Origin of the sequence: Terrabacter sp. 2TAF16 (assembly GCF_052115065.1) — a bacterium.
In the GTDB taxonomy this organism is placed as follows: Bacteria; Actinomycetota; Actinomycetes; order Actinomycetales; family Dermatophilaceae; genus Terrabacter.
In genome coordinates, this window is record NZ_JBFRFZ010000009.1 from 32138 (window position 1) to 52671 (window position 20534).

The 20534-nt window shown below is 71.0% G+C and carries 15 protein-coding genes; 9 read left to right on the forward strand and 6 right to left on the reverse strand.

Features of this window, described 5'->3' with window-relative positions; all coding sequences use genetic code 11:
- Positions 1-94: 94 nt before the first annotated feature.
- Complete coding sequence (gene map, locus AB4Z14_RS14855) at positions 95-973, reverse strand: type I methionyl aminopeptidase (protein ID WP_442275860.1); 879 nt, start codon at positions 971-973, stop codon at positions 95-97.
- 112 nt (positions 974-1085) lie between these two features.
- Here map and AB4Z14_RS14860 point away from each other — a divergent pair, with 112 nt between their 5' ends.
- Positions 1086-1295 (forward strand): hypothetical protein, encoded by a 210-nt coding sequence (locus tag AB4Z14_RS14860; RefSeq protein WP_056773001.1) that lies wholly within the window; start codon positions 1086-1088, stop codon positions 1293-1295.
- Positions 1296-1356: 61 nt separating this feature from the next.
- On the opposite strand, the gene panB is transcribed toward AB4Z14_RS14860, so the two are convergent.
- Positions 1357-2247 (reverse strand): 3-methyl-2-oxobutanoate hydroxymethyltransferase, encoded by an 891-nt coding sequence (panB, locus tag AB4Z14_RS14865; RefSeq protein WP_442275861.1) that lies wholly within the window; start codon positions 2245-2247, stop codon positions 1357-1359.
- A gap of 278 nt (positions 2248-2525) precedes the next feature.
- On the opposite strand from panB, the gene AB4Z14_RS14870 reads away from it, so the two are divergent.
- The 4 genes from AB4Z14_RS14870 (at position 2526) to AB4Z14_RS14885 (ending at position 10693) form a co-directional block, all read left to right on the forward strand.
- Positions 2526-4853: an immune inhibitor A domain-containing protein gene (locus tag AB4Z14_RS14870; protein WP_442275862.1), complete on the forward strand. Its 2328-nt coding sequence runs from the start codon at positions 2526-2528 to the stop codon at positions 4851-4853.
- Positions 4854-5008: 155 nt separating this feature from the next.
- Complete coding sequence (gene glnA / locus AB4Z14_RS14875; protein ID WP_056758289.1) at positions 5009-6346, forward strand: type I glutamate--ammonia ligase; 1338 nt, start codon at positions 5009-5011, stop codon at positions 6344-6346.
- Positions 6347-6395: 49 nt separating this feature from the next.
- Positions 6396-9428: a bifunctional [glutamine synthetase] adenylyltransferase/[glutamine synthetase]-adenylyl-L-tyrosine phosphorylase gene (locus AB4Z14_RS14880; protein WP_442275863.1), complete on the forward strand. Its 3033-nt coding sequence runs from the start codon at positions 6396-6398 to the stop codon at positions 9426-9428.
- A complete protein-coding gene (locus AB4Z14_RS14885; RefSeq protein WP_442275864.1) occupies positions 9425-10693 on the forward strand; it encodes an MFS transporter in 1269 nt (422 codons plus the stop codon). Before AB4Z14_RS14880 ends, AB4Z14_RS14885 begins: the two co-directional genes overlap by 4 nt.
- A gap of 67 nt (positions 10694-10760) precedes the next feature.
- On the opposite strand, the gene AB4Z14_RS14890 is transcribed toward AB4Z14_RS14885, so the two are convergent.
- The 3 genes from AB4Z14_RS14890 to AB4Z14_RS14900 form a co-directional block, all read right to left on the reverse strand.
- Positions 10761-11750, reverse strand: a complete 990-nt coding sequence (locus AB4Z14_RS14890) for a peptidoglycan-binding domain-containing protein (protein WP_442275865.1) — start codon at positions 11748-11750, stop codon at positions 10761-10763.
- Between the two features lie 316 nt (positions 11751-12066).
- The gene (locus AB4Z14_RS14895) at positions 12067-13575 is read right to left on the reverse strand and encodes an MFS transporter (protein WP_442275866.1); all 1509 of its coding nucleotides are present in this window, start codon (positions 13573-13575) and stop codon (positions 12067-12069) included.
- The gene (locus AB4Z14_RS14900) at positions 13572-14015 is read right to left on the reverse strand and encodes a DUF1810 domain-containing protein (protein ID WP_442275867.1); all 444 of its coding nucleotides are present in this window, start codon (positions 14013-14015) and stop codon (positions 13572-13574) included. Before AB4Z14_RS14900 ends, AB4Z14_RS14895 begins: the two co-directional genes overlap by 4 nt.
- Before the next feature lie 117 nt (positions 14016-14132).
- Here AB4Z14_RS14900 and AB4Z14_RS14905 point away from each other — a divergent pair, with 117 nt between their 5' ends.
- The 4 genes from AB4Z14_RS14905 (at position 14133) to AB4Z14_RS14920 (ending at position 18750) form a co-directional block, all read left to right on the forward strand.
- Positions 14133-16976: a LuxR C-terminal-related transcriptional regulator gene (locus AB4Z14_RS14905; protein ID WP_442275868.1), complete on the forward strand. Its 2844-nt coding sequence runs from the start codon at positions 14133-14135 to the stop codon at positions 16974-16976.
- Positions 16977-17084: 108 nt separating this feature from the next.
- The gene (locus AB4Z14_RS14910) at positions 17085-17789 is read left to right on the forward strand and encodes a hypothetical protein (protein WP_442275869.1); all 705 of its coding nucleotides are present in this window, start codon (positions 17085-17087) and stop codon (positions 17787-17789) included.
- Entirely contained in the window at positions 17786-18514 is a 729-nt protein-coding gene (locus AB4Z14_RS14915) for a DUF2306 domain-containing protein (RefSeq protein WP_442275870.1), read from the forward strand. The genes AB4Z14_RS14910 and AB4Z14_RS14915 overlap by 4 nt, the downstream gene beginning before the upstream one ends.
- Positions 18511-18750, forward strand: coding sequence for a hypothetical protein (locus tag AB4Z14_RS14920; RefSeq protein WP_442275871.1), 240 nt, complete (start codon positions 18511-18513; stop codon positions 18748-18750). The genes AB4Z14_RS14915 and AB4Z14_RS14920 overlap by 4 nt, the downstream gene beginning before the upstream one ends.
- Positions 18751-18975: 225 nt before the next feature.
- Here the strand turns inward: AB4Z14_RS14920 and AB4Z14_RS14925 are convergent, their stop codons facing one another.
- Complete coding sequence (locus tag AB4Z14_RS14925; RefSeq protein WP_442275872.1) at positions 18976-20439, reverse strand: glycosyltransferase family 87 protein; 1464 nt, start codon at positions 20437-20439, stop codon at positions 18976-18978.
- Positions 20440-20534: the final 95 nt, after the last annotated feature.

Consider the following 20534-nt stretch of genomic DNA (forward strand, 5'->3'; position numbering starts at 1 on the left):
CTTGTCGAGGACGTGGTCGTGGGGTGTCAGCTGGTGGTGCGGGGTGATGCGGTGCCGCTGCGGTGAAGTGGACGACGTGGGTGGCCGGCCCCGCTCAGGGGGCGTCGCCCTCGGGGAGGGTGAGGATCTCGTGGCCGTCGTCGGTGATGAGGATCGTGTGCTCGAACTGGGCCGAGCGCCTGCGGTCACGGGTGACGACGGTCCACCGGTCGTCCCACATGTCCCACTCGGGGGTCCCGAGGTTGAGCATCGGCTCGATGGTGAAGGTCATGCCGGGCTCGATGACGGTCTCGTAGTGAGGAGCGGCGTCGTAGTGCGGCACGATGAGGCCGGAGTGGAACTCGAGCCCGATGCCGTGTCCGGTGAAGTCGCGCACGACGCCGTAGCCGAACCGCTTCGCGTAGCTCTCGATGACGCGGCCGATGACGTTGATCTCGCGGCCCGGGCGGGCGGCTCGGATGCCGCGCATCATCGCCTCGTGCGTGCGTTCGACGAGCAGGCGGGACTCCTCGTCGACGTCGCCGACGAGGTAGGTCGCGTCGGTGTCGCCGTGGACGCCGTGGATGTAGGCCGTGACGTCGATGTTGACGATGTCGCCGTCCTCGAGCGGCCGCGCGTCGGGGATGCCGTGGCAGATGACCTCGTTGACGCTCGTGCACACGGACTTCGGGAAGCCCTTGTAGCCGAGGGGCGAGGGGTAGGCGCCGTGGTCGAGCATGTACTCGTGGGCGACCGCGTCGAGCTCGTCGGTCGTGACACCGGGAGCGATGGCCTTCGAGGCCTCGACCATGGCCGTGGCCGCGATCCGCGACGCGATGCGCATCTTCTCCACGGTCTCGGCGTCCTTGATGCGCAGGTCGCCGTCCTCGCGCGGGTTGGGCACGTCGACGTAGTGCGGCCGCTCGATCGAGGCGGGCACCGGTCGTCGCGGACTGAGGCGGTGTGCTGACACCCGCGGCTGGAGCAACGGCATACGGTGGAGTCTAGGTCGTCAGCGGGTGCCGTCCACGAGGGGCGTTCACGAGGCGGACCCGCTCGAGCCGGATGACAAGTCGGAAGAGTCCGAAGAGAGAAGGAGTGCGCACGTGAGCTTCTGGTACAACGTCGACACGGGTCGGGTCGAGACCGACGAGAACCGCAGCCGGGGTGAGCAGGTCCTCGGCCCGTACGCCACCGAGGCGGAGGCCCAGGCGGCCCTCGACACCGCCCACAAGAAGACCGAGCAGTGGGACTCCGAGGACCGCGACTGGAACCAGCGCGGCGGCTCGTCCGCGGCCGGCGACAGCGACGCCTGACCTCTCTCAACCCACAGCCAGTACCCCGCCCGACCGGTCCGACCGGTCGGGCGGCGGCGTCTCAGGACTCGAAGGAGTGCTCGGCGTCGGGGAAGGCACCCGACTCGACGTCGGCGGCATACGCCCGAGCGGCGTCGAGCAGCGTGCCGCGCAGGTCGGCGTACTTCTTGACGAAGCGCGGGGCCTTGCCACTGCGCAGGCCCGCGAAGTCGCTCCACACGAGCACCTGGGCGTCGGTGCCGCTGCCGGCGCCGATGCCGATGGTCGGGATGCTCAGGACCTCGGTGACCCGCTCCGCGACGGGCGCCGGGACCATCTCGAGGACGACGGCGAAGGCGCCGGCGTCCTGCAGGGCTCGCGCCTCGTCGACGAGGGCGTCGGCGGCGTCGCCGCGACCCTGCACGCGGTAGCCGCCGAGCTGGTGCTCGCTCTGCGGCGTGAAGCCGACGTGCGCCATGACGGGGATGCCGGCGTCGGTGAGGGTCTTGACGAGCGGGACCATGGCCGTGCCGCCCTCGAGCTTGACGGCGTGGGCGAGCCCTTCCTTCATGAGCCGCACGGCACTCGCGAAGCCCTGCTCGACCGACCCGCCGTAGGAGCCGAACGGCAGGTCGGCGACGACGAGCGCCCGGCGGGCGGCCGTCGACACGGCGCGGACGAGCGGGATCATCTCGTCGAGCGTCACGGGCACGGTCGTCTCGTAGCCGTAGACGTTGTTGCCCGCCGAGTCGCCGACGAGCAGCACGGGGATCCCGGCCTCGTCGAAGATCTGGGCGGCATACATGTCGTATGCCGTGAGCATGGCCCAGCGGCGTCCCTCCGCCTTGAGGGCGTGCAGGTGGGGGATGCGCACCTTCCGTGGGGACGGAGCGGCGCTCGCGGCCGCGGAAGAATCCTGGGCACGGCTCCCGGAACCGTAGGGACTCTGCTCCTCGGGGGCGTCAGTGCTCATGGCCGGAGCATATCGGCGCCTCGAGGCATCGCCCCGGTGGCCGGTGGCCGGTTTCACGGATACCTCTGTGACAGATGGGCTTCTCTATCCGATACCGGGGTGGTCTGGGAAGGGTGGACGCCCGTCTCTTTACGAAGATTTTACGTTCTTTGCGACGAACTGCTTTGCAGCACAAGTTTTTTCGATTCCGCTGGCACTGAGCGCCAGATTGTCTGTTTTCTGTGTTCTTATACGCGAGGCGCCCGATATGCGGCGCCTCGTGACCAGGAGGACAGATCGTGAACAAGCGCCACTGGAGTGCTGTCTCGGGATTGGCCGTGGGGGCGCTCGTCGTCACCGGCCTCACCGCCCCGATGCAGGCTCAGGCAACCCCGGTTGCCAAGGCCCCGGCGAGCGGTGACCCCGCTGCGGCCCAGGCCTCTCGCCCCGACAACCTGCCGAACCCCCTTGCCGAGGCTCAGGCCGCGGAGACCAAGGCTGCCGTCACCAAGCTGCTCAAGGGCGAGGCGACGACCAAGACCATCAACGGCAACCGTGTCATCGAGGTCAAGACCACGGCCAAGAACGGCAAGGCGGGCAAGTCCAAGTACGTCAACTACCCGGTGAACCGCGAAGAGGACATCTTCACGATCCTCGTCGAGTTCGGCGACAAGGTGCATCCCTCGACCGGCGGCACCGCCGGCCCCCTGCACAACCAGATCGCGCAGCCCGACCGCAACTGGGACGGCAACAAGACCGACGACAACTCGACCTACTGGCTCTCCGACTTCAACCGCGAGCACTACCAGCAGATGATGTTCGGCGACGGCGAGTCGTTCCGCGACTTCTACCTCAAGCAGTCCAACGGCCGCTTCCTCGCCAAGGGCGACGTGTCCGACTGGGTCAAGGTCCCCTACAACGAGTCGCGCTACGGTTCGAACAAGTTCTCCGACTCGCAGGTCTACTGGCCTTTCATCGGCGACACGGCCACCGCCTGGTACGACGACCAGAAGGCCCAGGGCAAGTCGGACGCCGACATCAAGGCCTACCTCGCGCAGTTCGACAAGGTCGACCGCTACGACTACGACGGCGACGGCAACTTCAACGAGCCCGACGGCTACATCGACCACTTCCAGGCCATTCACGCGGGTGAGGGCGAGGAGGCCGGTGGCGGCGCACAGGGTGAGGACGCCATCTGGTCGCACCGCTGGTACGCGTACTCGACGAACGCCGGCAAGACGGGTCCTGAGAACAACAAGCTCGGCGGCGTCCAGCTGGGCAACTCGGGCATGTGGATCGGCGACTACACGACCGAGCCCGAGAACGGCGGTCTCGGCGTCTTCTCGCACGAGTTCGGCCACGACCTCGGCCTGCCCGACCTCTACGACACCGCGGGCGGCGACAACGGCACCGCCTTCTGGACCCTGATGAGTGGCGGCTCGTGGCTCAACCACGGCACCGACTCGATCGGCACGACGCCCGGCTACATGGGCCCGTGGGAGAAGCTGCAGCTCGGCTGGCTCGACCACAAGACCGTCCCGTTCGGTGAGAACACCTCGGTCAAGCTGAGCCAGGCCGACCTGGCCACGAAGACCGGCTCTGCCCAGGCCCTCGTCGTGCCGCTGCCCGAGCGCACCGTCAAGGCCGACCGCAACACACCCCACTCCGGCAAGGCCGAGTGGTGGAGCGGCTTCGGTGACAACCTCAACACGACGCTGACCCGCACGGTCGACCTGACGGGTGCCAAGACCTCGGCGTCCCTCAGCGCCTGGGTCCAGGGCAACCTCGAGAAGGACTACGACTACCTCTACGGCGAGGTGTCGACCGACAACGGCGCGACGTGGAAGGACGCAGGCGCGCCCGTCAACGGCAAGTTCGCGTGGGCCCAGAAGACGTGGGACCTGTCGGCCTACAAGGGTCAGAGCATCCAGTTCCGCTTCCGCGTCGCCACCGATGGTGGCGTGTCGAGCGAGGCCTTCGTCGACGACATCGCCGTCACCACCGACGGGGTCACGGGCCCGGTCGACGACGTCGAGGCCGGGGCCGGCTCGTGGGTCGCCAAGGGCTTCTCGATCATGGACGGCACCACCTCCAGGCAGGTCCAGGACTTCTACTTCGCCGAGAACCGCACCTACAGCGGTTACGACGCGACGCTGAAGACCGGCCCGTACAACTTCGGCTGGGGCAACACGAAGCCCGACTGGGTGGAGCGTTTCCCCTACCAGAACGGCATGCTCGTCTGGTTCGCCAACGGTGAGTACACCGACAACAACACGTCGGCTCACCCGGGTGCCGGCGAGGTGCTCCCGGTCGATGCCCGTCCGGCGCCGGTCATGCTCAACAACGCCGACGGCACCAAGACGATGATGGGCAACCGTCGCCAGCCGTTCGACGCCACCTTCGGTCAGGAGGCCACCGACGCGGTGACCCTCCACCGCAACGGCGTCCCGACCACGGTCCCGTCGTCGCCGGCGATCCCGACGTTCGACGACTCGGACGTCAACCGCTACTGGTCCTCGGCCAACCCGTGGGCGTCCACCAAGGTGGCCGGCTCGGGCACGACGATGACCGTGACGAAGACGCGTGACGGCGGCAACGAGCTCCAGGTCATGGTCAAGTTCAAGTGACTCCTCCGGTGACCGCGAGGTCATGAGTCCGAAGGGCCCCCGGGACGCGTCCCGGGGGCCCTTCGCGTGCCCGCCCGGCGGCATACGACAGGGCTCTCGTCCCAAAGATCGTGTCTCGCAACATCCGTGAAACAGCCATGCGGCAGGATCGACACATGAACCGTCAGGAAGAGTTCGTGCTGCGCACGATCGAAGAGCGAGACATCCGGTTCGTCCGTCTGTGGTTCACGGACGTCCTCGGAACCCTGAAGTCGGTTGCGGTCGCGCCGGCCGAGCTCGAGGGGGCTTTCGCCGAGGGCATCGGCTTCGACGGTTCGGCGATCGAGGGATTCGCTCGCGTCTACGAGGCCGACATGCTGGCCAAGCCCGACCCGTCGACGTTCCAGATCCTGCCCTGGCGCGGTGACCCGCCCGGCACGGCACGCATGTTCTGCGACCTCCAGCTGCCTGACGGCACACCGAGCTTCGCCGACCCGCGGCACGTGCTCCAGCGGGCCCTCGGCAAGGCCGCAGACCTCGGTTTCACCTTCTACACCCACCCCGAGATCGAGTTCTTCCTCCTCGAGCAGGGACGTGGTCCCGACGGTCGACCCGTCCCCGTCGACGACGCCGGCTACTTCGACCACGTGCCGCACGGCACCGGCCACGACTTCCGTCGCGCCGCCATCACGATGCTCGAGAACATGGGTATCTCGGTCGAGTTCAGCCACCACGAGGGGGCGCCCGGCCAGAACGAGATCGATCTTCGCTATGCCGACGCGCTCAGCACGGCCGACAACATCCAGACCTTCCGGACGGTCGTCAAGGAGGTCGCCCTGACGCAGGGGATCTACGCGACCTTCATGCCCAAGCCGTTCTCCGAGCACCCCGGGTCCGGGATGCACACGCACCTCTCGCTCTTCGAGGGCGACTCCAACGCCTTCTTCGAGGCCGGCGCGCCCTACCAGCTGAGCAAGGTGGGTCGGCAGTTCATCGCGGGCCTGCTGCGCCACGGCGCCGAGATCGCCGCCGTGACGAACCAGTGGGTCAACTCGTACAAGCGTCTCTGGGGCGGGGGAGAAGCCCCGGCCCACCTCACGTGGGGTCACAACAACCGCTCGGCGCTCGTCCGCGTGCCGATGCACAAGCCGAACAAGGGACAGTCGACGCGCGTCGAGGTCCGCTCGCTCGACGCGGCCTGCAACCCCTACCTCGCCTTCGCCGTCCTGCTCGGCGCCGGCCTCAAGGGCATCGAGGAGGGCTACGAGCTTCCGCCCGAGACCGAGGACGACGTCTGGAGCCTCACCGATTCCGAGCGCCGGGCCATGGGCATCAAGCCGTTGCCGTCCTCGCTCGGTCGGGCGCTCGAGGTCATGGAGGAGAGCGAGCTCGTCGCCGACGTCCTCGGCGAGCACGTCTTCGACTTCTTCCTGCGCAACAAGCGCCAGGAGTGGCTCGACTACCGTCACGAGGTCAGCCGCTTCGAGCTCGACCGCTACCTGCCGCGGCTCTGACCGGACCCGTCTCTCCTGGGACCGACGACCACCGAGCGATTCGACACCGATGTCATCACGCACCAGCACGACCGAGGGGGCCCTCGCCCGGCTCGGGTTCGCCGACCCCGACCGCGCGGTCGGGCTCATCGACGACCGCGCGCTGCTGCCGATCCGCGCGGCTGTCGAGGACGGCCAGCTCGACCCCCTGGCCGCCGTCATGGGTGACACCGCGGACCCCGACCAGTGCCTGCTCGGGCTGGTGCGGGTCGCGGAGTCCCTCGCCCGTCTCGGGGACCCGCCCGACTGGGGCATCTCCGCTTTCGCGGCCGAGCTCGCGGCCCCGGGCGTCGGGCGCGAGCGTGTCCTCGGGGTGCTCGGTGCCTCGACGGCCCTCGTCGACGAGCTGGTCCGGCACCCCGAGCACTGGGTCGACGCCGCGCGTGCCGAGCGACGCCCGGGTGAGCAGGTGCGCAGCGACCTCGTGCGCGCGGTGACCGACGAGCGGGGGGAGCTCACGCCGCTCGACGCCCTGCGCATCGCGTACCGCCGGGGGCTGTTGCGGATCGCCGCCCTCGACGTCACGGCCTCAGACCCGCTCGCCGAGATGCCCGCCGTCGGCGAGGCCCTCGCCGAGCTGGCCGAGGCGGCCCTCGAGGCCGCCCTCGTCATCGCACGGGAGGAGTACGGCGCGGGCCACGAGGTATGCCGTCTCGCCGTCATCGGGATGGGCAAGACGGGCGGTGGTGAGCTCAACTACGTCAGCGACGTCGACGTCATCTTCGTCGCCGAGCCGGCCGAGGGCGCCGACGAGGACCTCGCGCTGCGAGTCGGCACGGCGCTCGCGACGGCCGTCATGCGCGCGTGCTCGACCCCCACGCCCGAGGGCAGCCTGTGGCCCGTCGACGCCGCACTGCGCCCCGAGGGCAAGCAGGGGCCGCTCGTGCGGAGCATCAGCAGCCACAAGGCGTACTACGAGCGCTGGGCCAAGACGTGGGAGTTCCAGGCGCTGCTCAAGGCCTGGGTCTCGGCGGGGGACAAGGAGATCGGGCTGCGCTACAAGGCGGAGATCTCACCGATGGTGTGGGAGGCGGCCGGGCGGGACAAGTTCGTCGAGGACGTCCAGGCGATGCGCCGCCGGGTCGAGCAGCACGTGCCCGCCAACGAGGCGGCGCGCCAGCTCAAGCTCGGGCCGGGGGGTCTGCGCGACGTCGAGTTCAGCGTCCAGCTGCTCCAGCTCGTGCACGGCCGCACCGACCCGAGCCTGCGGTCCGCGACGACCCTCGAGGCGCTGGCGGCGCTGGCCCGCGGAGGCTACGTCGGCCGCGACGACGCCGCGATCCTCGACCGCGCCTACCGCCACCTGCGCTGCCTCGAGCACCGCATCCAGCTCCACCGCCTCCGGCGCACGCACCTCATGCCGGTGACCGAGGCCGACCTGCGCCGGCTGGGTCGTGCCATGGGACACCGGACGCACCCGGAGCGGGCGGTCGTGGCCGACCGTCAGGCCTCGGCCCGCGAGGTGCGCCGGCTCCACGAACGACTCTTCTACCGGCCGCTGCTCGCAGCCGCCGCGAAGCTGAGCCCGACCGAGGCACGTCTGAGCCCCGAGGCGGCCCGCCAGCGCCTCCTCGCCCTCGGCTTCCGCGACCCGGCAGGCGCCCTGCGCCACATCGAGGCGCTGACGACGGGCGTCAGCCGTCGCGCGGCGATCCAGCGCACGCTGCTCCCGGTCATGCTCGGCTGGTTCGCCGACGAGGCCGACCCCGACGCCGGGCTGCTGTCCTTCCGCCGGGTCTCCGACGAGCTCGGCTCGACGCACTGGTACCTCAAGATGCTCCGTGACGAGGGCCGCGCCGCCGACCGCCTCGCGCACTGCCTGGCGCGCAGCCGGTATGCCGCGGACCTGCTCGTGCGCTCGCCCGAGAGCGTCTCGATCCTCGGGGACGACAACGGCCTGACGCCGCGCACGCGTGAGGCGATCACGGCGACGATGCAGTCCGCGGCCGGACGGCGCGACTCGGCCGCCGACGCGGTGGGCGCGGTGCGCGCCATCCGCCGCCACGAGCTGCTCCGCATCGTCATGGGTGACCTCGTCGGCGTCATCGACCTTCCCGGCGTCGGGGTGGCCCTGACCGACCTCACCGGTTCGACGATCCAGGTCGCCCTCGAGGCGTCCATCCGTGAGGTCGAGCGGCGCGAGGGTGAGCCCGTCGGCGGCGACATCCTCGTCGTGGCGATGGGCAGCCTCGGCGGGCGGGAGCTCGGCTACGCCAGCGACGCCGACGTCATGTTCGTGCACCAGCCGCACCCCGGGTCGTCGGAGAAGGACGCCCAGGCTCGCGCGACGATGGTCGTGCAGGAGCTGCGCAAGCTCCTCTCCGGCTCGGGTCCCGACCCGGGGCTCGGGCTCGACGCCGACCTGCGCCCCGAGGGCAAGGGCGGACCGCTCGTGCGCAGCGTCGACTCGTTCCGCACCTACTACGAGCGCTGGGCGCTCACGTGGGAGTTCCAGGCGCTGCTGCGGGCCACCCCGATCGCCGGCCCGTCGTCCCTCGCCGACGCCTTCCTCGAGCTCATCGACCCGCTGCGCTGGCCGGAGGGCGGCATCAGCGACAGCCAGGTGCGTGACATCCGGACCCTCAAGGCGAGGGTCGAGAGCGAACGCCTGCCGCGCGGGGCCGACCCGCGCACCCACATCAAGCTGGGCCGTGGTGGCATCACCGACGTCGAGTGGGTCGTCCAGCTGCACCAGCTCGAGCACGCCCACGCGCACCCGGGGCTGCGGGTCACCGGCACCATGGCGGGGCTGGCGGCGCTCGAGTCCGAGGGGTTCGTCGCGACCGACGACGTCAAGGCGCTGCGCGAGGCCTGGCGTCTCGGAGCACTGATGCGCAACGCGGGCGTCCTGTGGCGGGGGAGACCCATCGACAGCGTCCCGTCGGACTTGCGTGACCTCGACGGGATCGGCCGGATCATGGGTCGGTCAGCGGGCGAGGGAGCGGCGCTCGCCGAGCTGTGGCGCCGGGTCGCGCGACGCTCCAGGCACGCCACTGATTTCAACTTTTACGACACCCCACCTCGGGGTAGCGTCGTCACGTGAATCCGAGCCAGGGGCAGGGCGAGAGCGCGCCGACGTACGCCGCCGTCCTCCGCGTTCCGCGGTACCTGCCGGTGTTCCTGGCCAACGCCCTGTCGATGTGGGGCGACTACATCGCGCGCGTCACGATCGCTGCCGTCGTCTACGAGCGCACCAAGTCGCCGCTCGCGACCGCCACGACGCTCGCGGTCAGCCTCGTGCCCACCTTCTTCGGGCGCAGCCTCATCGGACCGGTCGTCGACCGGTTCCCCTACAAGTGGGTCCTCATCTGGTCGCACCTGCTGCGGGCCGCGTGCGTGCTGGGTCTCATGTGGCTCGTCCTTCAGGGGGCGAACTACTGGCTCATGTTCCTCGTGCTCTTCGGGCTCGAGCTCGTCGGCGGGGCGTCGACCGCCTCCTACATGGTGCTCGTGACCGACCTCTTCGAGGACCGGCATCTCTACGCGCGGGCCGTGGGACTGGGGGCGATGTCCGAGCAGTTCAACCAGGCGATCGGACTGGCCCTCGGCGGCGGCCTCATCGTGCTCGTCGGTCCCCAGACGGGGCTGCTCTTCGACCTGCTGACGTTCGTCGCCGCGGCACTCGTGACCCTCTTCGTCGTCGAGCTGCGGCCCGTGTCGGGCGAGCGGGGCCGTGGTCTGCGTGGCTTCACGCGCGACCTGACGACCGCCGCGGGCGACCTGGCCAGGCACCCGGTCCTCGCACGACTCGTGACGCTGAGCGCCGTCGCCTGCCTCGGTATCGTCGCGCCCGAGGCACTGGCCCTGCCGATCGCCGGCCAGAACGGTTGGGGCGGTGTCCTCATGGCCTCCCCGATCGTGGGGGCCGTCGTCGGCATCGTCCTCATCGGGCGGCGCGACGTGCACCAGCAGAACCGTTCCATCGTGCCGCTGGCCCTGGCCATGCCGATCCCGCTCCTGCTGATCGCCGTCGAGCCACCGATCTGGCTCGTCGCGGCCCTGTTCTTCGTGTCCGGGATGATGCAGGCCTTCATGGTGCCCCTGCAGGCGACGTTCGCCCTCGTGACCGAGCCGGCCCTGCGGGGTCGCATCTTCAGCCTGGCCGGGTCGGTCTCGATCGCGGCCGCGGGCCTGTCCTACCTCGCGGCCGGCTGGGTCGGACAGCACTCGAGCGCCTACCTCGCCGTCACCATCTGTGCCGGCGTGTGTCTGGCCCTCGTCGCCCTCATCGCCGCGACGTGGCCCCACAGCCGGGTCCGCTCGGCCGTCGACTCCGCCTACGCGACGACGTCCTCCCGCGCCGCCTGAGCGACGCGAGAGGACGTCAGCACCGGAGCAGGTCCGGCGAGCTGCCCGCAAAACGCGGGCCATCGCGTCAGCGCATGCCGTTGGCGGCGAGCAGTGCCCGCCACGTCGACGGGTAGGCGATGCCCGTGGCCCCGAGTCCGTGCGTGGTCTGCCACGTCTTGAGGCGACTCGTCGTCACGGAGGCGAAGGTCCCGGTCGCCGGTGACACTCCGATGGCATTCTGCAGCGTGGTCACGGCAGGTCCCGACATGCCGGGACGCAGGACCATGCCCGAGCGCGGGACGAGCTGTTTGAGCAGGGTGCTCGCTCCGGCCGGAGCCTTGACGACGGGGTAGCTGGTGCAGCGCTTCGGGTTGGGGGCTGCCTGACCCTCGGACCAGTTGAGGTCGGCAGGGCGGCAGGGGCCCCAGTCGACCGGGGCGACCGTCTTGGTCCAGAAGGAGGTTCGACCGTTCGCGCCCTCCCACGAGAGGCTGAGGTGGATGTGGTTGCGGTGACAAGCGGTGTCGTACGCCGAGGAGGGCGTGTCGGCGCAGGTGCTGTACGGGCGCCATCCCTCCGCCGGGCGGTAGGAGCTCCACATCTTGTCGTTCCAGATGATGTACATGACGCCGAGGCGTCGCGCGTTGGCGTAGCGGTTGCCGGCCTTGTCGTAGGCGAGCAGCCACGTCAGCACGGCACTGGCCTCGGCGCGCTCGGTGGCGTTGCGCACGTTGAAGAAGGTGTCGATGGCGCGTCCGTCGAAGTGTTCCGAGGAGGGCGTCGTCGCCGACGTGCAGGTGCGCGAGAGGCCGTACGTGTTGCCGTAGGTCACCTGGATCAGCTTGGCGAGCTTCGCGGAGCCGGTCCGGGTGCGCAGGTCGCAGCCGGTCGGGGGGACGTAGGGCGACAGGCCCTCGATCGCGACCGGGAGGCCGGCCGGGGTCGGGGGCACCGCGACGGCGCCGCCGCCGGCCGTGGCCAACGGGGCCACGGTGGACACGATGGCGAGCGACGCGACGGCTGCCACGAGCAGACCGAGCGCCCGCAGGCGTCGAGGAAGGACGGGGTGTTTCATGGTGGGTCTCCGAGACGGGGATCGGTGGGATCCACCCGGGCCGAGGCAGGGTGGCAGGGCGCGAGGGGTGTTGGGTTGTGATCCCGTGCGCGTGGAGAGAGGCCGTCAGGGAACCTGCGAACGCGGGTGTGACAATTTAACCCATTTGTCCGATTACTACCGAGTCAACGCGAATAGTCGCTGACGCAACACGCCGTGTCGATCACGAGACGTACGTCCGTCTGGCGATGTAAAGCGCCGGCTGAGGTCGCCGGCTGAGGTCGCCGGTCGAGGTCGCCCGGGCGGGTCGGACGGGGCCGGAGTCCGAGGGCGGGTCCTATCGTCCGGGGTGGGTCTCCGTGCGTGCGCGTCGCCGGCGCCCACGCAGGTCGAGGGCGCTGGCGAGCAGCGCGACTGCGACGAGAGCGGCAGCGACGCGGAGTGCGGTCGACGCGTCGAGCGCGCCGCCGGCGCCGGCGTCCGCGTAGAAGACGGCCCCGACGAGGGCGATCCCGGCTGCGGTGCCGATGCGCTGCCCGGTCTGGAGGAGCCCTCCTGCGGTGCCGGCTCGATCGACCGGGACCCGGGCGACCGTGAGCGTGATGTTGGGGGAGATGACCAGACCGCTGCCGAGGCCCGCGACGAGCAGGGGGCCGGCGAGCCACCAGCCGAGCGAGGTGTCGTGGACTGCACTGGTGACGACGTCCACCGCGACGAGACCCACGAGCACCACGGTGAGCCCACCGGTCACGAGCGAGCGCCCGAATCGGCTGACGAGGCGCCCGCCGATCGCGGAGGTCACGGCCGACCCGGCGGCGAAGGGGGTGACGGCCAGCCCCGCGAGCAGGGGAGAGTAGCCCAGCTGCTGCTGGAAGAAGATCGTCAGCACGAAGAAGATGCCGGTGAAGCCACCGAAGTAGATGCTGCCGACCGCTGCACCAGAGGCGTAGCCAGGCACGTGGAAGAGGGCCAGGTCGACGAGAGGGCTCCGGCCGCGCCGGGTGTACGTGCGCTCCCACCAGAGGAAGGCGACGAGGAGGGCCGCGCCGACGAGGGCCACCCACCACGGGACGCCCGCGCCGCCACGCCCCGTCTCGACGACGGGCAGCAGGACGCCGAGCACGCCGGCGCCGAGCAGCACGATGCCGAGCGGGTCGGCGTCGACATGCCGCTGGGGGTCGCGAGGCGGGGGATCGGGCAGCCAGCGCATGGCGAGCAGCACCGCTGCCACGGCGATCGGCAGGTTGACGAAGAAGATCCACCGCCAGCCGCTCTGCTCGCCCAGACCGTCGAGGATGACCCCGCCGACGACGGGACCCACGGCCGTCGAGATGCCGATGGTCGCGCCGAGCAGGCCGAAGGCGCGGCCACGCTCGTCGCCACGGAACAGCTGCTGGATCAGGCCCGAGACCTGCGGGTTGAGGATGCCGCCGGCCGCACCCTGGACCAGCCTGAAGACGATGAGCAGGGTGCTGTTCGGGGCGATCCCGCAGGCGAGGCTCGCGAGCCCGAAGAGGACGACGCCGACGACGAACACGGTGCGCCGGCCGAGGACGTCACCGAGGCGTCCTGCGGGGACGAGCGTCAGGCCGAACGCGAGGGCGTAGCCCGAGACGACCCACTGCAGGTCGCTGGGCGTGGCGTGCACCCCGGACTGGATCGAGGGGAGGGCGACGTTGACGATGCTGACGTCGAGGAGGGTCATGAAGCCGGCCACGAGGCACACCCACAGGGCCTTCCAGCGCCGCGGGTCGGGCTCGGTGGCCGGTGCGCGCCCGCTGGCCCCGGGTGCCGGCTCAGGGCCGGTCTCGTGCGTGGCGACGCGGGCCTCGACGTCGTCGTTCACGAGCCGAGGATCCCCGTCGTCGCCTCGTCGCGGCGGCCTTCGAAGAAGTGATCGAGCACGCGAGCGAAGGGCGCGGCGTCCTCCGGATCGCGGGCCGCCAGCTCGAAAAGAGTCATCGACGAGCGCAGCTTCGTCGCGTCGACAGGACCCAGCACGCGCACGGGGTCGTCGGTGTCGAGGGCATCGAGCGCGTCCGCGCACTCGCGCAGCCGAGGTCCGAGGATCGGGTGGCGCAGGTAGGCGCGCGCCTCGCGAAGACCCGACACGGCATACGTCCGGGCGGTCTCGCTCCTGCCGAGCCCGCTGACCTGGGGAAGGACGAACCACATCCAGTGACCGCGTTTGGTGCCGGCCCGCAGCTCGGTCAGGGCGCTGGCGTAGGTGCCGCCCGCATCCTGGGCGCGGACGAAGCGCTCGAGGTCGGGAGAGTCGTCGGTCATGTACTGGGTCGTACCCGTGAGGCCCACCCGAGACGACACCCTGTCCAGGGTCTGACCGCGACGCGTACGCCCGGCGCGGGCTCCGTGTCGCCCGGCCCGCGCGCCTAGGGTGGTGACATGCCGGTGCTGGGCACGAAGCTGCACGTCCCGAGGGCCCGTCGGCCCCTCGTTCCGCGCCGACGTCTGACCGACCGGCTCGACCTGCCCGGGGCATCACTCCCCAGGCTCGTGCTCGTATGTGCCCCAGCCGGATTCGGCAAGACCACCCTCATGGCCCAGTGGCTCGCCCAGCAGGACGCCGATGGTCCGGACGGGTCTGGGGGTGGCTTCGCCGGGAGGGTCGCCTGGCTCTCCCTCGACGGCGGCGACGACGACCCGTTCCGGTTCCTGGCCCACCTCGGCGCGGCTCTCGCTGCCGCGTCGTCCGGCGACGTGACCTCCACACCGTCGGCGCCGGAGGATCCGGGCCATGTCGGGACGGACGACGAGCCGCTGATCGAGATCGTCGCCGCCCTCTCCGACACCGCCCGGACCGTGATCGTGCTCGACGACTACCACGTCATCACCGACCCGGACGTGCACGCTCTGGTGACGTCGCTCGTCGACCGGCTGCCGCACCGGGCCACCCTGGCCATCACCACGCGCGCCGACCCTCCACTGCGGCTGTCGCGGCTGCGCGCCCGCGGCGAGGTCCTCGAGCTGCGTGCTGCTGACCTCCGCTTCACGCCCGAGGAGGCGCGGGACTTCTTCCATGACGTCATGGGGCTCGACCTCCAGCGACGGCACGTCACCCGGCTCGAGGCGCGGACCGAGGGATGGGCGGCCGGCCTGCAGCTCGCGGCCCTCTCGGCCCGGGGACGCACCGACCCCGAGGACATGGACGCCTTCGTCGACGCCTTCAGCGGCAGCCACCGGCTGGTCCTCGACTACCTCGTCGAGGAGGTGCTGGCCGGGCTGCCCGACGACTTGCGCTCCTTCCTGCTCGACACGGCGGTGCTCGACGCCCTCACCGCGCCGTTATGCGATGCGCTGACCGGGCGTGAGGACGGCCAGCGTTCGCTCGAGCTGCTCGAACGCGGCAACGTCTTCGTCGTGCCGCTCGACGACCACCGGCAGTGGTACCGCTACCACCACCTGTTCGCCGACTCCCTGCGCGCGGGTCTCGCCACCGAGCGACCCGGCGAGACCGCAGGGCAGCACCGGACGGCCAGTACGTGGTACGCCGGCCAGGGGCTCGTGGCCGACGCCATCCGGCACGCGATCGCAGGCGGCGACGCCGAGCAGGCCGCGGAGCTGCTGGAGCTGGCACTGCCGGAGCTGCGCCGGCGCCGCCAGGACCGGACCCTGCTGCAGTGGCTCACGGCGCTGCCCGACGACGTCGTCGGTCGTCGACCCCTGCTCGCGACCGCACGGGCGTGGTCGCGGCTGTCCGTCGGTGACCTCGACGGCGTCGAGGCCTGGCTCGATGCTGCCGAGGCCGGCCAAGCCGACCAGACCGGTGGCCACGGGCGGGAACCGATCCCGGCCTCAGCCCTCGCCGAGGCCGAGCGGGCCCGCGACGAGGAGCGCAGGAGCGTACCGGCGACGATCGAGATCTACCGGGCCTCGGTCGCCCAGGCCCGCGGCGACGTCGCGGGCACGGTCGCGCACGCGCGGCGGGCTCTCGAGCTGTCGGGCGATCGCGACCACCTCGCCCGAGCCGGAGCCTTCGGCTTCCTCGGCCTTGCGGCGTGGGCGGCCGGCGACCTCGTCACCGCCGTCGACACCTTCAGCGAGGCGCGGCGCAGCCTCGCTGCGGCTGGAGCGCTGGCCGACGAGCTCGGCGCCGTCGTCGTGCTCGGCGCCATGTGGGTGGCGAGAGGTCGTCCTGACGAGGCGCGTCGGCTCTACGAGGACGCGCTCGAGACCGCGGCGCGACACCTCGGTCGGCTGCCGGCGACGGTGGGTGACGTGCACGTCGGCCTGGCCGAGGTGCTTCGCGAGCACGGTGAGCTCGACGCGGCACAGCACCACCTCGAGGTCGCGCGTGACCTCGGCGAGAGGGCATCCCTGCCCGAGAACCGGCACCGGTGGTTCACGACGATGGCCGGTCTGCTCCGGGCGCGCGGGGACCTCGACGGCGCGGTGGCGATGCTGCAGCAGGCCGAGCCGCTCTACGTGGCCGGCTTCTTCCCCGACGTGCGTCCCATCGCCGCCGAGATCGCGCGGCTCCGGGTCGCCCAGGGCCGACTGCCGGAGGCCGAGAGCTGGGTCCGTGCCTGCGGCGTCACCTGCATGGACGAGCCCTCCTACCTCGCGGAGTTCGACCAGCTCACGCTCGCCCGACTGCTCGTTGCGCAGACCCGCGCCGCCCAGCCGAGCTCGGGCTCGGCCGGCGAACCCGACCCGAGGCGGGGTGCGGGCGGGAGTGCTGTCGATGTGGCGACGCGCGTGCTCGCCGCGGGCGAGCTGGCACGACGCGACGGCACGGTCGTCGAGGCGCTGCTCGTCCGTGCGCTCGCCCACCACGTGTCCGGTGACCTCGACCGCGCCGTGGCGGACCTCGACCGCGCCGTGAGTCGTGGTGTCCCTGCCGGCTACGTCCGGCTCTTCCTCGACGAAGGCCCGGCGCTGCAGGAGCTGCTCCGGTCCACCCGGGCTGCTGGGGTCGATGCGTCGCCGGCGCTGCTCGACCTGGTCCACCTGGCCGCGTCGGCGGCCGACAGTGACACGGATGCTCCCGCGGAGCCGGACTCGGGCCTCCGACCGGGCCTCCATCCGGGCCTCCAGTCGGGGCTCAGCAGCCGCGAGCTCGAGGTGCTGCGCCTGCTCGCCACCGATCTCAGCGGCCCCGAGATCGCGGCGCGACTGTTCGTCTCGGTCAACACGCTGCGCACGCACACCAAGCACATCTTCACCAAGCTCGACGTCTCCACGCGCCGAGCGGCGGTCTCCCGGGCGCACGCGTCCGGCCTGCTCTAGGTCACCACCTCGGTCACCCGATCAGGTGATGTGGGCTCACCCTCGGCGTCCCTAGCGTCGTGGACATCGCCGGACACGCCGTCCGGCCCCAGTCACCGGGAGCCCGACATGACCATCACGACCACCAGCCTCACCCGTGCCGCCGGCGGTGCCGCCGCGGTCGCCGGACTCCTCTTCATCGGGGTCCAGGTCAACCACCCAGCCATGGACGTGTCCTCCGTCGGGAGCACCGAGTGGGTCCTGCGCAACACCGTGAAGGTGGTCCTCAGCGCCCTCGCGCTCGGCGGCGTCACCGGGATGTACCTGCGCCAGGTGCGGCAGACGGGCTGGCTCGGCCTCGTCGGCTGGGTCCTCTCAGCGGTCGGTTTCCTCGTCATGGGCAGCGTCGCGTTCGTGGCGGCATACGTCCTGCCGACCCTGGCGGACACGGCGCCCCGCTACGTCGACGATGTGCTCGTCGCCGCGAGCGGAGGGCACCCCGTCGGCGACATCGGGCTCATGCAGGGCGTGTTCCTCGTCTCGGCCGTCGCGTACGTCGGCGGAGGGGTCACCCTCGGCGTCGCCCTGTTCCGGGCACGGGTCCTGGCTCGCTGGGCGGCCGCCCTGCTCGCCGTCGGCTGCGGCGCCACCGTGCTGCTGTCCGTCCTGCCCCACTCGTTCGAGCGGCCGATGGCCGTCCCGACCGGGGTCGCCCTCATCGGCCTCGGAGTCTCCCTGTGGCGCAACGCGACCCAGACATCCACCGCCACCACGTCTGCCGACGCGAGCTCGTCCGACGCAGCCGTGCCCGCCGTTGCCAGCGCCGTCCGATGACCGACGACGTGGTGGGCCGGCGCCGGATCGCCCGGCGCCGGCCCGGCCGGCGGGCGAGGTCCGCCGGCTGGGGCGGTCCGGTGGCGATGATCGCCCTGTCGGCCGTCCCGCTCGCGGCCGGCGCCCTGCGGCTGGCCCAGCTCGGGGGCGTCGCCCAGGTCGTCCCGGCGGACCGCCGCTTCGCCGACGCGCCGGCCCCGCTCGTCCTCCACGTCGTGGGGGCCGCCGTCTACGCCGTCGTCGGGGCCCTCCAGCTCGTGCCCGGCCTCCGGCGCCGGCACCCCGCCTGGCACCGCCGCGCCGGTCGCGTCGTCACCGGCGTGGGCGTGCTCGTTGCCGGGTCGGCGTTGTGGATGACCCTGCTGTATGCCGCGAAGCCGGGCACGGGCGACCTGCTGTACGTCCTCAGGCTGGCCTTCGGGTCGGCCATGGTCGCGTGCCTGGTCCTCGGGATCACGGCCATCCGCCGCGGCGACGTGCCGCATCACCGAGCCTGGATGATCCGCGCGTACGCCATCGCGCTCGCCGCCGGGACGCAGATGTTCACCGAGGGCATCGGCGGCGCCCTGTTCGGCACCGGTGGGGCGAAGGGCGACCTCGCCAAGGCCGCCGGGTGGGTCATCAACCTCGCCGTGGCCGAGTGGGTCATCCGCCGCACGGCGCCCGCCCCCACCACCCGACGGGGCGGACGTCCGTCCGTCGCGGCCACGGGTCTGTCGTCGTGACCGACCGGACCGTCGTCTACGAGATCCGGGTCGAGGGGCACCTCGACGGCCACTGGTCGGGGTGGCTCGGCGGCCTGGCGATCACCTGTCACGACGACGGGACGACGACCCTCTGCGGTCCTGTCCTCGACCATTCCCGGCTGCACGCCGTCCTGGCCCGGCTGGGCGACCTCGACGTCACCCTGCTGTCCCTGTGCGCCCTGGGTCACGAGCCGGGGAGCATCGACCGCCGGTGATGTGGGCGACCTGAGCACGGGAAACTCGGGTCCCCGTAGGGACCCGCGTTCCGAGAGTGCCTCTCCCACAGGGCGATCGGCGGGTGCTGCCGGGACGGCTCAGATGTCGACGTACATCTCGAGCTCGTGCGGGTGCGGACGGAAGCGGACCGGTCCACCTCGTTCTTGCGCTTGTGCTCGACCCAGGCCTCGAAGAGGTCCTGCGTGTAGACGTCGCCCTCGCCGTCAGGCGGCCGGACGTTCGTTCTTCGCGTGTCTCGTCGCGGGTGCCACCTGCGCAGCAGGACCGCCGCGATGCATGAACCAGGCTGCGACCACGACCGATACGCACAGAGCGGTGATGTCGGTCAGCATGATCGCGAGGAACTTCCAACGGTCGTCGACACCGAGCGGGGCGAGCAGCCACGGCATCGCCCAGCGCAGCATCATCACGAAGAACGCTGCGACTGCTGGAACGTCTCCCCTGGTCCGCAAGGCGGACGCGAACCACACCCAGATCAACGGCAGGAAGAGAACGCGGTACTGGTCGTGCGAAACCGGGAGCAGGAGCACCGCACCCATCACGATGTGCCAGAGGGAGAGCGCGGACTCAGCAGGTCTGCGGAGGACGAGGACGAGGGCAGCAATCACGAGCGCGGCGAGCGCGACGTCGGTCGCTCGCGCGAGGTCGGTCGACACGACGATCGGGATGAAGTTGCCCCGGTCGGTGAACAGTTCAGTCCCCACGCCCCACGCGGACCAGACGATGAACTTCTGGTCGCTCATGGCGTGGGTGCGCTCGATCCACCGCACGACCTCACCGGGGCCGGTGACGAGCGCCACCAGCAGGGCACAACCGGTGAGCAGCCCGAGGTAGCCAAGCAGCGATCTGGCTCGGCCTCTGGCGCCGGCACGCAGGAGCCACATCACGAAGACCACGGGCCAGGTCTTGACGAGCGCCGCCAGCGCCAACACGGCTCCGGACAGTCCCGGTCGTCCGCGTCGGTAGAGGAGCAATGCGACAGCCGTCACGGCGAGGACAATCGTGTCCGTCTGGCCGAGAGCGAGCTCGACCCCGAGGCCTGAGTCCCCGAGGGCAGTCAGGACGCCGACCAGCGCCACCAGCGGACGCTCCCACGACGACAACGTCGGAGCCAGCGCCCAGACGGTCGCTGCCACGGCGACGAGACAGGCGACGATGCCCAGGACAGTCCACCAGGCGAAGGCGTCCGGAGACCATGCGAGAGGGCGGAGGAACCACGCGACGAGAGGCGAGTAGACGTAGAAGGGGCCCTCGTAGACGCTGCCCCCAGACACGGCGTCCCGTGCCGCGTCAAGAAAGTAGCCCAGATCCGTCCCGACGACGGTGAGGTCCACGGCGCGGAAGCGAACGACGGAGAGCGAGATGGTGACAAGAGAGACCAGTACCCACATCGCCGAGACGAGCTGCCTTGCTGGAATCGACGGGCGGGGGAGGGGGCGAGGCACCGTTGTCCTGCCGAAGCCCCCGACCATGGCGTCCTCTCGATGCAGGTGCGGCTGGGCTGGCCCCGCCGAAGCAGTCGTAGGGGACGTGAGCCCAGCCTGTGCTGTCGCATCAGCACGTTCAAGCGCGATCCTATGGGCTTGCTGGGCGTGGGCGCCCTGATGAGCCGTGATGAGCCGTGATGAGCTTCGAGTCGGCCACCACCACCGGAGGTCTCGGGGCACGTGGCGGGATCGGAGGCGCGTCCCACGACATGCGGAGAGGCCTCCGCGAGAGCCACGTCGGGCACCACGAAGGCCTCTCCACACACGCCGGGCGT

Coding starts and splice junctions, on each gene's coding strand:
- AB4Z14_RS14880 (WP_442275863.1), top strand. CDS start 6,396: ATGTCATCACGCACCAGCACGACCGAGGGGGCCCTCGCCCGGCTCGGG.
- panB (WP_442275861.1), bottom strand. CDS start 2,247: ATGAGCACTGACGCCCCCGAGGAGCAGAGTCCCTACGGTTCCGGGAGC.
- AB4Z14_RS14900 (WP_442275867.1), bottom strand. CDS start 14,015: ATGACCGACGACTCTCCCGACCTCGAGCGCTTCGTCCGCGCCCAGGAT.
- AB4Z14_RS14905 (WP_442275868.1), top strand. CDS start 14,133: ATGCCGGTGCTGGGCACGAAGCTGCACGTCCCGAGGGCCCGTCGGCCC.
- AB4Z14_RS14915 (WP_442275870.1), top strand. CDS start 17,786: ATGACCGACGACGTGGTGGGCCGGCGCCGGATCGCCCGGCGCCGGCCC.
- map (WP_442275860.1), bottom strand. CDS start 973: ATGCCGTTGCTCCAGCCGCGGGTGTCAGCACACCGCCTCAGTCCGCGA.
- AB4Z14_RS14910 (WP_442275869.1), top strand. CDS start 17,085: ATGACCATCACGACCACCAGCCTCACCCGTGCCGCCGGCGGTGCCGCC.
- AB4Z14_RS14890 (WP_442275865.1), bottom strand. CDS start 11,750: ATGAAACACCCCGTCCTTCCTCGACGCCTGCGGGCGCTCGGTCTGCTC.
- glnA (WP_056758289.1), top strand. CDS start 5,009: ATGAACCGTCAGGAAGAGTTCGTGCTGCGCACGATCGAAGAGCGAGAC.